Raw genomic sequence first — 12,443 nt, forward strand, 5'->3', positions numbered from 1 at the left:
TTTATGATCCTTTCGCGTTTATTAATCCGCGATTTTCGAAATATTGAAAATGCGGATCTCGCCCTTGCTAATGGGTTCAATTTTTTAATTGGCCCAAACGGGAGTGGCAAAACTAGTATACTGGAAGCAGTGTACACCTTAGGTCATGGCCGCGCATTTCGCAGTATTCAAGCGAATCGTGTTATTCGTCATGAGCAAGAACAATTTATTCTTCATGGTAAACTTAGCCATCTAGATAAAAATCGTAATGACCTTTCATTGGGGTTAAGCAAAAATCGCGAGGGTGACAGTAAAGTTCGGATAGACGGCACCGACGGCCATAAAATTGCAGAGCTTGCAAAACTGTTGCCGATGCAATTAATTACCCCAGAAGGTTTTACACTACTCAATGGCGGCCCGAAATATCGTCGAGCCTTCATTGATTGGGGCTGTTTTCACAATGATCCGTTGTTTTTTTCAGTATGGTCTGATTTAAAGCGGTTATTAAAGCAGCGAAATGCGGCTTTACGCCAAGTTACCCGTTACGAACAAATACGTCACTGGGATAAACAACTGGCGCCAATTTCAGAGCAAATTAGCCAATGGCGTCATGACTACATCGCAGGTATTGCCGAAAATATAGAGCAAACCTGTCAGCAGTTTTTACCCGAATTTTCACTCTCGGTATCCTTTCAGCGCGGTTGGGATAAAGAAATTGATTATTCAGAACAATTAGAGCGCCAATTTGAGCGTGATAGAGCACTAACCTATACCGCTTCAGGGCCACATAAAGCAGATTTGCGTATTCGTGCAAATGGTACCCCTGTAGAAGATATGCTTTCTCGGGGCCAACTAAAGCTATTAATGTGTGCATTAAGGTTAGCGCAGGGTGAGTTTTTCACTCGTCAGAGCGGGCAAAGGTGCCTGTATCTGCTGGATGATTTTGCCTCCGAGCTTGATGCGGGTCGCCGCCAATTGTTAGCGACACGTCTCAAAGCTACGCAAGCACAAGTGTTTGTCAGTGCCATTACAGCTGAACAAGTTAATGATATGATAGACGCAAACAGTAAGATGTTTAGTGTAGAACATGGCAAAATAGAAGTTCAACCTCAGGAATAGAAAGAGCAGGAAACGTTGATGTCGAATACATATGACTCCTCAAGTATCAAGGTATTAAAAGGACTGGATGCGGTGCGTAAGCGCCCGGGCATGTATATCGGTGATACAGACGATGGAACAGGTCTTCATCACATGGTTTTCGAGGTTGTCGACAACGCTATCGACGAAGCCCTCGCAGGCTTCTGTGACGATATCGTGATCACTATCCATGCCGATAACTCTATCTCCGTACAGGATGATGGACGTGGGATACCAACAGGTATACACGAAGAAGAAGGTGTCTCTGCTGCAGAAGTTATCATGACTGTCCTGCACGCAGGGGGGAAATTTGATGACAACTCCTATAAAGTCTCCGGTGGTTTACACGGAGTTGGGGTTTCTGTTGTTAACGCCTTATCTGAAAAACTTGAACTGGTCATTCGTCGTGACGGTAAAGTTCATGAGCAAATTTATAAACACGGTGAACCACAAGGTCCTCTGACTGTTGTTGGGGAAACAGACATAACAGGTACTCTCGTACGTTTTTGGCCAAGTATGGATACCTTTAAAGGTGTCACAGAATTCGAGTATGATATTTTAGCTAAACGTCTTCGTGAGCTATCATTCTTAAACTCTGGGGTATCAATCAGGCTTATTGATAAACGTGATGGGAAAGAAGACCATTTCCATTACGAAGGTGGTATCAAAGCCTTTGTTGAATATTTAAGTCGCAATAAAACGCCAATTCATCCGTCAGTATTTTATTTCTCTACAGAAAAAGACGGTATTGGTGTTGAAGTTTCAATGCAATGGAATGATGGCTTCCAAGAAAACGTGTACTGCTACACCAATAACATCCCACAACGTGATGGTGGTACTCACTTAGCTGGTTTCCGTGCAGCGATGACCCGCACATTAAATAACTACATGGAAAAAGAAGGCTATCAGAAGAAAAGCAAAGTCAACGCTACAGGTGATGATGCGCGTGAAGGCCTAATTGCTGTTATTTCCGTGAAAGTTCCAGACCCTAAATTCTCATCACAAACCAAAGAAAAACTAGTTTCTTCTGAGGTAAAAACTGCCGTTGAAACTATCATGAACGAGCGGTTGGTTGAGTATTTACTGGAAAACCCGAATGACGCTAAAATTGTTGTCGGTAAAATTATCGATGCCGCTCGTGCTCGTGAAGCCGCACGTAAAGCACGTGAAATGACACGCCGTAAAGGTGCGTTAGACTTAGCCGGCCTACCGGGTAAATTAGCAGACTGCCAAGAACGTGACCCAGCATTATCTGAACTCTACTTAGTGGAAGGGGACTCTGCGGGCGGCTCAGCAAAACAAGGCCGTAACCGTAAAAACCAAGCTATTTTGCCACTAAAAGGTAAAATTCTTAATGTTGAAAAAGCGCGTTTCGATAAAATGCTTTCTTCACAAGAAGTTGCCACTCTTATCACAGCATTAGGTTGTGGCATCGGACGTGATGAGTACAACCCAGACAAACTGCGTTATCATAGCATTATTATCATGACGGATGCGGACGTCGATGGTTCACACATTCGTACACTGCTATTAACCTTCTTCTATCGTCAAATGCCTGAAATTGTTGAACGTGGTCATATCTTTATCGCTCAGCCGCCACTGTATAAAGTAAAACGTGGCAAACAAGAGCAATACATAAAAGATGACGATGCGATGGACGATTATCTTATTTCTATCGCCCTCGATGGTGCAGAGTTACATCTCAGTGCCGACGCTCCAGCAATGAAAGGTGAAGAATTAGAAAAGCTGGTTGTCGAATATAATGCGGCTCACCGTATTATTCGTCGCCTTGAGCGCTTATACCCACAAGCCTTACTCAACAGCTTAGTTTATCAGTCTACGCTGACTGAGGAAGACTTAAAAGAAAACGCAAAAGTTGAAGAATGGGCTCAAACATTAGTTAAGCGCTTAGAAGACAATGAGCAATTCGGCAGCACATATAGCTACATAATTAAAGAAAATCGTGAGCGCCAATTATTTGAGCCAACAATCCGTATTCGCACTCACGGTGTTGATACTGATTACAACCTCGACTTCGATTTTGTTCACGGTAGCGAGTATCGCCGTATCACTCATTTAGGCGACTTAATCAGTGGCTTAATTGAAGAAGGGGCGTATATCCAACGTGGTGAGCGTCGTCAGAATATTGATAACTTTGAAGAAGCTCTCGCTTGGCTATCTCGTGAATCGCGTCGTGGTCTGTATGTACAGCGTTATAAAGGTCTTGGTGAAATGAACCCAGAACAGCTTTGGGAAACCACCATGAACCCTGAAACTCGCCGTATGATGCGCGTAACCGTAAAAGATGCTATCGCAACAGATTTACTCTTTACTACATTGATGGGTGATGCTGTTGAACCTCGTCGTGCATTTATCGAAGAGAATGCGCTAAAAGCAGCAAATATTGATATTTAATTATTATATTTACTGACTAATATTAAATAACTCCACTCGAAAGTGTGGGGTTATTTTTTTCTTTATTTCCCCTACTTATTTGCTCACTGAACATGACATTCAGCAGCCCTCTTATTTTAAAATAAGCAATAACTCATTAATTTATTAGCCGATTATGGTAAGCCTTTATCTAAAAGTGACCATCACAGTGATATTGAGATCCAAATTGCTCTCTCTTTTAACAAAGTTTCTTCGCTGCTATTTTCTTGGTAGGGAAAAGCTCATGACTTAACCTCACGAGATTTTACAGTTTTTTACGCCACTATTTTGATTATCTTATCTTTTTATGTGCTATAAACGGTTAATACCCTAAGTTAATTAGATGTTAATGGTTAAATCCATATGTTCAATAACCCAACACACTCAAGGTAAAAGCAAAATACGTAATAAGAAAACAATGATACGACAACTGATTATCCCTATTTATTTTTTGTTGCTCTCATCCATCCCTGTTTTTTTCAGTGGTGATGCGAATGTGATGGCAGACACTGCGATTACCATTTCTGGCACACTCATTATGCTTCTGTGTGCTGGCGTATATCGGTCCCTTATCGGAAAAATATTCACGGTTTTCGTCTCATTGCTTTGGGCGTTAAATCTTTCAGTCTCATTTTTCTTTTACAAAAAACACGATATTCGGTTTTCCTCTTCAATTGCCGAAACCTTTATTAATACCAATAGTAGCGAAACGGTGGGGATGCTCTCCTACAATATTGGTTATGTGATCTTTTATTTGTTTGTTTTTTCAGTGTATTTATTAAGCATCCATAAATGTACTAAATATATAAACCGCCGTACGACAATGATTAGTATCGCGATGTTATGTGGTTACCTCTTAGCAATCCCTGCTTATTACGCGTCATTACTCAATAAACCAGATAGCTCATTGTTAATAACCGAAAAATATTTGCTCAACACGCCATTTTACAATGCAGCTGCTCTCGTCAAAAACTTGTATGAAAACCGCGGCATAAAAAAAATCTCATCCCAAATCGTATCATTTGACTATGAGAAAAAAGATACTGAAGCACAAATCTATGTTCTCGTCATTGGCGAATCCCTACGTCGTGACCATATGGGTTTATATGGCTATCAATATGATACAACCCCTAATCTAGATAATCGTCAGTCACAGCTTTTGGTATTCCAACAAGCTTATTCTCCTGCTCCGGTCACCATATTGTCAGTGCCAATCTCACTGTCTAATATTCGCTTTGACCAAATGCAGGATAAATCACACTATGCTGACAATATTATTTCATTAGCCAATCATGCGGGTTTTAAAACCTATTGGATAAGTAACCAAGGAAAAACCAATAAACGAACCAGTGTCATCTCTGCGATAGCTAACATGGCTCAAAAGAAAAAATGGAATGAATTCGTGGGTTATGATGAGGAAATTCAAAACCATTTTAATGATGCGATTAACGACCCAACAGACAAGAAAAAACTGATCATTCTACATACTTATGGGAGCCATGAGCCTGCGTGTAACCGTTTTCCAGAAAAAGAGTTAAAAAAATTCAGTGAACAAGAAGATGATAATTGTTATGACAGCTCTATCGCTTATACCGATAAATTTATCGAAAACTTACTCCAACAGCTAGACGGGAAGCCCGCTTCGTTGATGTACTTTTCAGACCATGCATTACAACGATTAGACAGTGATAACAATATTCACTACCACCATGGCGTAAATAACCCAAGAAAAGAAGCTTATGAGATACCCTTATTAATCTGGTACAGCCAAACCATACCAAAACCGGCATTAAACCCACGAGCTTTGGGTCAACCCTATTCAACTGCTAATAATTATTGGTTAATTAGTGACTGGTTAGGAATACAACAGCATGCATCACAAGCTTGTTTATCTCCCATGCGTGAATGCTATCAACCCAATAACAACATTCAGGTGATTGATGGCAACCGTAACATATTACCGGTTAATCAATTACCATCGGAAACAAAAGACCCTCAATAAAAGCTAAAAATATTTGGCATTATCTAAAGAAAAATAGTGGCATCATGGAAGTCGCCAATACTGTTCGCCCTAGTATTGCCAATAATACAGTGGGTCATAATATAAAACTGCTTGAGGAAACGTGAATATACTTCCCCCTAATGATGTTTCAATACCTAAAAAAACCGTATTTTCTATCCAGTGAAGTATATTGAATTAAAGGTTATTCATCACCAAAATACATAATGGCGTCATATCAAGACGCCATTATTCGTGTACAACAAGAATATCCCCTTGGGTAAAGCCAACATATTTTTATATGCAGGCCTATATAACCCACCGACATTCATTAAGGAATTATAATAAAATCCTTAACATACGGCGAAGAGGCTCAGCGGCTCCCCACAGTAATTGGTCACCAACAGTAAAGGCTGATAAATACTCAGGCCCCATATTCAATTTGCGTAAGCGGCCAACTGGCGTACTTAATGTACCAGTCACTGCAGCAGGTGTCAGTTCACGCATTGTGATTTCTCTATCATTTGGAACGACTTTTACCCACTCATTATGAGAAGCCAGTAATTGTTCAACCTCTTTTAACGGCACATCTTTTTTCAATTTCAATGTAAAGGCTTGGCTATGGCAACGAAGTGCGCCAATACGAACACACAAACCATCAACAGGGATAATATTTTTACCTGTTGCCAATATTTTGTTAGATTCCGCTTGGCCTTTCCACTCTTCACGGCTTTGGCCATTTTCTAGCGCTTTATCAATCCATGGGATTAAGCTTCCTGCTAGTGGGACACCAAACGCATCTGTTGGCATCGCGCCACTGCGTGTAAAATCAGTGACTTTCTTCTCAATATCTAAAATAGCAGAGGCTGGGTCTTGCAGTTCTTTGACCACTTGTGTGTGCAAAGACCCCATTTGTGCCAGTAGCTCACGCATATTACGTGCACCTGCACCTGATGCGGCTTGATAAGTTGCAACTGACGCCCATTCCACTAAATTATTCGTGAACAAACCACCTAAAGACATCAACATCAAACTAACTGTACAGTTACCACCAACAAAGGTCTTAATACCTTTATTCAAACCATCTTGAATGTGTTGGTTATTCACTGGGTCAAGAATGATAATCGCATCATCATTCATACGTAATGAAGATGCTGCGTCAATCCAGTAGCCATCCCAGCCTGCGGCTCTGAGCTTCGGATAGACATCATTAGTATAATCACCACCTTGGCAGCTAATAATAACATCTAGCGCTTTCAATGCATCGATATCAAAGGCATCTTGTAAAACACTTCGATGACCACCATAAGTTGGTGCTTCTGCACCTTGTTGTGACGTCGTAAAAAATACAGGGCGGATCGCATCAAAATCACGTTCTTCTACCATTCTCTGCATCAATACTGAACCGACCATACCGCGCCAACCAACAAACCCTACATTTTTCATTTTTATTCACCCTGTTTGTTTAAAGTTTTACCAAAAAATTTCCTGTTCCAACTTAATAAGAAGCAATACCGCATTTTTGTCATTTATAAGAGGCTCATGAAAGCTGGAGCTAGAAATTTTTCGGATATATTAAACCTGACAAAATATGCATCAGTGTGCAAGTGAATTTCATCACTAATAGTAAGAAGATTAGTAATAAAGCTAATACTCCTCCTAAAACACATGAATATCTTATTTCCATTTTGGAAAATGCTGTTTTCTAATTAATCCATTCGTTATATCATTCACTCAGCTTAAAATTAGAATAATCCCTCTCACAGTACAGCTTATCTCATGACCAAATATGTTCTTTTTAGCTTTTGGATAGTCCTTATCTATCCCCTTGGTGTCGACCTTCACTTAACGGGTATTCCTTATATAGCCGCTGACTTAAGCGCTAGTGAAAGCCAACTTCATGTCGCATTTTCTATTTACCTTGCAGGCATGGCATCCACAATGCTCATTGGGGGATGGTTCGCCGACCATGTTGGCCGTAAACCCGTGGTCTTAGTGGGGACGGCAATATTTGCCATTTCCTCTGTCATGGCAGGAAACTCGACATCGATTGACCTATTTTTGATGGCTCGCTTCCTACAAGGCATCGGCGCTGGTTTCTGTTATGTGGTGACTTTCGCTATTTTACGAGATGTACTTAGTCCACAAAGGCGGACTAAAGTCTTAGCGGCAATGAATGGCGTGACTTGTATCGCCCCCGTACTTGCCCCTGTCATTGGGTTTGCCATTTTACTGGTCTACCATTGGTCAATGATGTTTTACTTTATGGCTGCTTATGCGGTACTGAGTATGGTTTTCTGCTTAGTGTCGATAAAAGAAACTAAACCTGCGGCTCGCCAAGAAACCAAACACACCACATCATCGCCAGACACCACAGAAAAAATCTTCAATTTATTCTTTGTCACTCGTTTGATTATTTCTTGCTTTGGAATGGCTGTGATCCTGACCTATGTGAATGTCGCACCGATTATCCTGATGGGTAATCTAGGTTTTACCACGGGTCAATATTCCACAGCTATGACCGTTCTAGCAATGGTGAGTATGGGGACTTCGTTCTTAATGCCAAAATTGCTATCAACATTTAATAGCCAATCGCTGCTCAATACTGCCCTTGGGTTATTTTTATTCAATGCCGTTGTTTTATCTGTGTATCTCTTTACGTTTAACAACCTGATTTTGCTATTTATTGTTTTTGCTTGTAGCGGAATGGGTTTTTCAATGCAATTTGGGATTATTATGAGCCAAGCGCTATCCCCATTTACCAGAAAAGCCGGTATTGCAAGCTCCATTTTAGCCATTTCGCAACTCAGCTTCGCCTCTTTGTATATTTGGCTAATGGGGGCAATTGGCATACCATCAATCAGTATGTTGCTAATTATCCTATTAGCAGCAGGTACTATGGGCATAATCTTGCTCAGAGTTCCCGCCACACAAGTCAATGAAAAGGTAATAGCATGTGAATAAACAATTGCATCGTTTAGACTTAAATTTACTGGTTATTTTGCAATATTTAATGGAAGAGCGGAGTGTTAGCCTCGTAGCTCAACGCCTTGCTATCACGCCATCTTCTGTCAGTAAATCATTGTCTAAACTACGCCAATGGTTTGATGACCCGCTATTTATTCGCAGCCCGCAAGGGCTTCTTCCTACACCATTGATGTATCATATAGAAAAATCACTTCCTGAGTTTTTGAATTTATCCAGCTATATCACTGAAATCCGTGATACTGAAAAACCACGGGGAATAACATTCCGGTTAATGATGGAAGCTCCATTAAATCTGATCATGCTCCATGATTTATCCTTGAATATCCTCAATCAATATCCTGAATCAGACGTCATTATGCGGGATTGGGACTATAATTCACTTGCGGCATTAGTGGCAGGTGATGCCGATATTGGGTTAGTAGGTAGGGAAAGTTTTCACAGCTCAAAAGAGTCAATAAACCACTTACCAAATATCCTTAATTTCGACGTGTTGTTTACTGACCGACCTCTGGCCTTTATTCGCCGAGATCACCCCATTCTAAAAGAAGAATGGAGTTTAGCCAATTTCCTAAAATACCCTCATATTAGCACTGAATTTGGTAATCGTATTCCATGGGCCCTAGATGACTTATTGTCTACAATGGGGCTTAATCGCCAAATTAGCCTTTCATTTTCAACATTTGAACAATCACTGCTGATGGCATCACGACCTGAACACAATCTCATTACCTGTACTCCCGGATACTGCCAACATTATGTGAATAACTTCAAACTTGATCTCGTCTGTCTACCACTCCCCATTGATGACATTCTTTACCAGCAACTCGAAATCCCCTTTTTAGTGTTGTGGCATAAACGCAACTCGTATAATTCCAAAACATTATGGCTAAGAGAACAAATTAAAAATAGCATTCTCAATTTTGTAAATGCATAAAAAATGCCATGGCAAGGAGCATGAATTGCCATGGCAAAAGCAAGAAACACCAGAAAAAATTAACAAGGAGTTAGCCTTGTACAGCTTTAAAACGTGGGTTTGTTTTGCATATCACATACACACGACCACGACGGCGAACAACTTGGCAATCTGGATGACGCGTTTTTGCCGTTTTTAACGAACTCAACACTTTCACGTTTATTTCCCCTCTGTTTGTAAAAAACGCCCGAAACGTTTTTGGAATTGTGCTGTTTTCCCTTCTTGAGAAATCACTTTTTGTTTGCCGGTATAGAATGGGTGCGATTGAGAAGACACATCAAGGGTGACATAAGGGAAAATCTCCCCTTCAAATTCAATCGTTTTTGCCGTTTTTATCGTCGAGCCCACTTTAAAATAAGCATCAACACTTGTGTCATGGAAAACCACTGTACGGTACTGTGGATGTATCCCCTGTTTCATAATAGCCACCTGAATGTTATGTTATAATATAACAATATATTATTTAAAATAACGACGCAACTATTTTATGGACCAACACTATTTCACAAACAACAAAATAAACATAACAAACTGAATTAAAACACTTTATAAGAGAATAAATACTAGAAAAACCAAAAATCTGTTATCACTATTTGATATTTGAATAAAAAATTACCTGATAACTTTATAAGTACTTAATTAATTATTTGGGTAAAAAACAATGCCTATAGAAACAATACGCACTTTCCCTCGTCATACTGATCAAGTAAATAATTGTCGACCTGAAAATACCTCTTCCTCATTCACTCGTAAAATCAAAATGTTATTTAATTCCCGTTTTCAGTTAGGAGGCGTACCTATTTTTAATGTGTCTAACCCATCAACTAATAGTATTAATACCGATGAGACTGACTCTTCACAGTCTAAAGAACTATTTTCATTAGCTGTTAGTATGTATAGCCAGCCAAAAGATAAAATTAATAATTTTGAAAGAGTTATTGTGGTTGGAGACAGCCTGTCAGATTCAGAAGGAAGAATGCTGAAAAAGACACTAGGGCTACTACCTTCTGCACCACAATACTATAAAGGACGCTTTACTAACGGCTTCACATGGGTAGACTTCCTAACTTCACCAACAGTGATGAGCTACAAAGACAAAAATTCAAATAATACATATCGACCTGTTGAAGTTATCAATAAGGCCGAAGGGGGCGCTGTCTGCGCAACTTACAACCAAAAAAACCCTAAATTTAGATTTATTTCCAATATAAAAAGGCAAATACAAGGTATTAAATTCAATAAGTCAGACCTTGCTATTATCTCTATTGGCTCTAATGATTACATGACATTCAATAAAACAAATACCTATAAAGTCATTTCCAGTCAGCTCAAAGCAATCAATAAAATGATAAAGCATGGTGCACAGAATATCTTAATAATGGGGATACCTGACCCTAGTAAAACCCCCTTTAAGAACGAAAAACCGATGGAATATGAAAATAAAATGAAAATGCTAACTCTTATGCATAATCAAGCATTGGAAAATAGCATAAAAAAATTAAATGCTCTGCATAGTACTAATATCGTCTTTTTTGATATTGATAAAACGATGACAGAGATTTATCAGCAAGCCAAAATCCTTAACTATGAAACAAACCTACCATTTGCTAACGGTTATATTGGTGGAAAAGAACAACTAGATACGGCCCCACCTTATCTATTTAATGATAATGTCCATCCAACACAAGAAGTTCATGCCATTGTGGCACTTAAACTCAATGAATTTATTGCAAAAAATTTTAAATCTCCTGTAGCTCCTACAACAACTGATTAACCCTCACCGAGAGGCGAGTCGTTACACACTGGCCTCTTTTAATCTGTTATTGTTCAATGCAAATCAACCTAAAAACACCTAAAGAAAAATAAAATCTAAAACAATAATTTATCCTCTAGTGATCTTTTGTATAATTAACCTATTACGCACTATCATTTATTATTTATCAAAGAGATACATTAGCTTTTTAATAAATAAACCATTAGGGGAAGGTGAAAATGTATTACGGCTTTGACATGGGCGGAACAAAAATTGAACTTGCTGTCTTTGACAAAGAGTTAAATCAAGTCTGGCAAAAACGTGTTCCTACGCCTAAAAACGACTACCAATCACTGTTAAACGCGTTTCTCACACTCACACAAGAAGCCGATGAAAAATTTAACTGTCTAGGCAAAATAGGAGTTGGTGTGCCAGGTATCGTCAACCATGCTGAAGGCACTGTATTCACAACAAACGTCCCAACTGCACAATATAAACCTTTAATTCATGACTTGGCTAATATTTTACAGCGCCCAGTCAAAGTGGAAAATGATGCTAATTGTTTTGCTTTATCAGAAGCTTGGGACCCTGAATTCAAACGTTATCCAACCGTCTTAGGCTTAATTCTAGGAACAGGGGTTGGTGGTGGTTTCGTCATAAACGGCAAAGTGCTACCTGGAAAAAATGGGATTGCCGGAGAAATTGGCCACATGAATTTAAGCGTTCGCGGCGCTAAGCTTTTGGGTGATAGAGTCCCTGAAATCATTTGCGGTTGTGGGCAAACCGCTTGCTTTGAAACTTATTTATCTGGCCCCGGCTTTGAACGTATCTATGCTTCGTTTACTGGTAGAAAACATTCAGCAATCGAAATCATTGAACAATATAAACAAGGTGATATCCAAGCAAAACAGCATGTCGACCGTTATATATCATTGCTTGCAATGTTTATGGGGCAAATCGTCACCGTTTTCGACCCTGATTTAGTCGTTATTGGTGGGGGGCTCTCACAATTTGAAGAAATCTATCAACGACTACCTGAAGTCCTACCACAATATCTTTATGGCATCGCAACATTACCTGCGATTGAAAAAGCACGTTATGGTGACTCTGGTGGGGCTCGAGGGGCAGCATTCCTAAACTTAATTGACTAACTTTGTACTTTTTTGCGCTTCATTAAGCTT

Annotated in this window: 10 protein-coding genes; 7 read left to right on the forward strand and 3 right to left on the reverse strand. The window is 39.7% G+C overall.

Annotated features, from left to right (window positions below; all coding sequences use genetic code 11):
* The first annotated feature begins 3 nt into the window (after positions 1-3).
* From recF to ACPEH5_RS19030, 3 genes are all read left to right on the forward strand, one after another.
* The gene (gene recF / locus ACPEH5_RS19020; RefSeq protein WP_042846779.1) at positions 4-1,098 is read left to right on the forward strand and encodes a DNA replication/repair protein RecF; all 1,095 of its coding nucleotides are present in this window, start codon (positions 4-6) and stop codon (positions 1,096-1,098) included.
* 18 nt (positions 1,099-1,116) lie between these two features.
* Positions 1,117-3,531 carry a DNA topoisomerase (ATP-hydrolyzing) subunit B gene (gyrB, locus tag ACPEH5_RS19025; RefSeq protein WP_042846780.1) on the forward strand — a complete coding sequence of 805 codons (2,415 nt, stop codon included), beginning with the start codon at positions 1,117-1,119 and terminating at the stop codon, positions 3,529-3,531.
* Positions 3,532-3,967: 436 nt separating this feature from the next.
* Complete coding sequence (locus tag ACPEH5_RS19030; protein ID WP_166686684.1) at positions 3,968-5,551, forward strand: phosphoethanolamine transferase; 1,584 nt, start codon at positions 3,968-3,970, stop codon at positions 5,549-5,551.
* Positions 5,552-5,887: 336 nt separating this feature from the next.
* Here ACPEH5_RS19030 and asd read toward each other — a convergent pair whose 3' ends face one another.
* Positions 5,888-6,994, reverse strand: a complete 1,107-nt coding sequence (gene asd, locus ACPEH5_RS19035; RefSeq protein ID WP_042846781.1) for an aspartate-semialdehyde dehydrogenase — start codon at positions 6,992-6,994, stop codon at positions 5,888-5,890.
* 333 nt (positions 6,995-7,327) lie between these two features.
* Here asd and ACPEH5_RS19040 point away from each other — a divergent pair, with 333 nt between their 5' ends.
* Both ACPEH5_RS19040 and yidZ read left to right on the forward strand, forming a co-directional pair.
* A complete protein-coding gene (locus ACPEH5_RS19040; RefSeq protein ID WP_166686685.1) occupies positions 7,328-8,512 on the forward strand; it encodes an MdtL family multidrug efflux MFS transporter in 1,185 nt (394 codons plus the stop codon).
* Positions 8,505-9,470 carry an HTH-type transcriptional regulator YidZ gene (gene yidZ / locus ACPEH5_RS19045; RefSeq protein WP_071547546.1) on the forward strand — a complete coding sequence of 322 codons (966 nt, stop codon included), beginning with the start codon at positions 8,505-8,507 and terminating at the stop codon, positions 9,468-9,470. The genes ACPEH5_RS19040 and yidZ overlap by 8 nt, the downstream gene beginning before the upstream one ends.
* A 70-nt stretch (positions 9,471-9,540) precedes the next feature.
* On the opposite strand, the gene ykgO is transcribed toward yidZ, so the two are convergent.
* Both ykgO and ACPEH5_RS19055 read right to left on the reverse strand, forming a co-directional pair.
* Complete coding sequence (gene ykgO, locus ACPEH5_RS19050) at positions 9,541-9,666, reverse strand: type B 50S ribosomal protein L36 (RefSeq protein WP_042846784.1); 126 nt, start codon at positions 9,664-9,666, stop codon at positions 9,541-9,543.
* A 2-nt stretch (positions 9,667-9,668) separates the two neighbouring features.
* Positions 9,669-9,929, reverse strand: a complete 261-nt coding sequence (locus ACPEH5_RS19055) for a type B 50S ribosomal protein L31 (RefSeq protein ID WP_071547547.1) — start codon at positions 9,927-9,929, stop codon at positions 9,669-9,671.
* A gap of 241 nt (positions 9,930-10,170) precedes the next feature.
* On the opposite strand from ACPEH5_RS19055, the gene ACPEH5_RS19060 reads away from it, so the two are divergent.
* Both ACPEH5_RS19060 and nagK read left to right on the forward strand, forming a co-directional pair.
* Positions 10,171-11,283: an SGNH/GDSL hydrolase family protein gene (locus tag ACPEH5_RS19060; RefSeq protein ID WP_166686687.1), complete on the forward strand. Its 1,113-nt coding sequence runs from the start codon at positions 10,171-10,173 to the stop codon at positions 11,281-11,283.
* Between the two features lie 218 nt (positions 11,284-11,501).
* Positions 11,502-12,413 (forward strand): N-acetylglucosamine kinase, encoded by a 912-nt coding sequence (gene nagK, locus ACPEH5_RS19065; protein ID WP_129467258.1) that lies wholly within the window; start codon positions 11,502-11,504, stop codon positions 12,411-12,413.
* Positions 12,414-12,443: the final 30 nt, after the last annotated feature.

The sequence above is a fragment of the Providencia sp. NPDC089933 genome (genome assembly GCF_049545585.1).
In the GTDB taxonomy this organism is placed as follows: domain Bacteria; phylum Pseudomonadota; class Gammaproteobacteria; order Enterobacterales; family Enterobacteriaceae; genus Providencia; species Providencia huashanensis.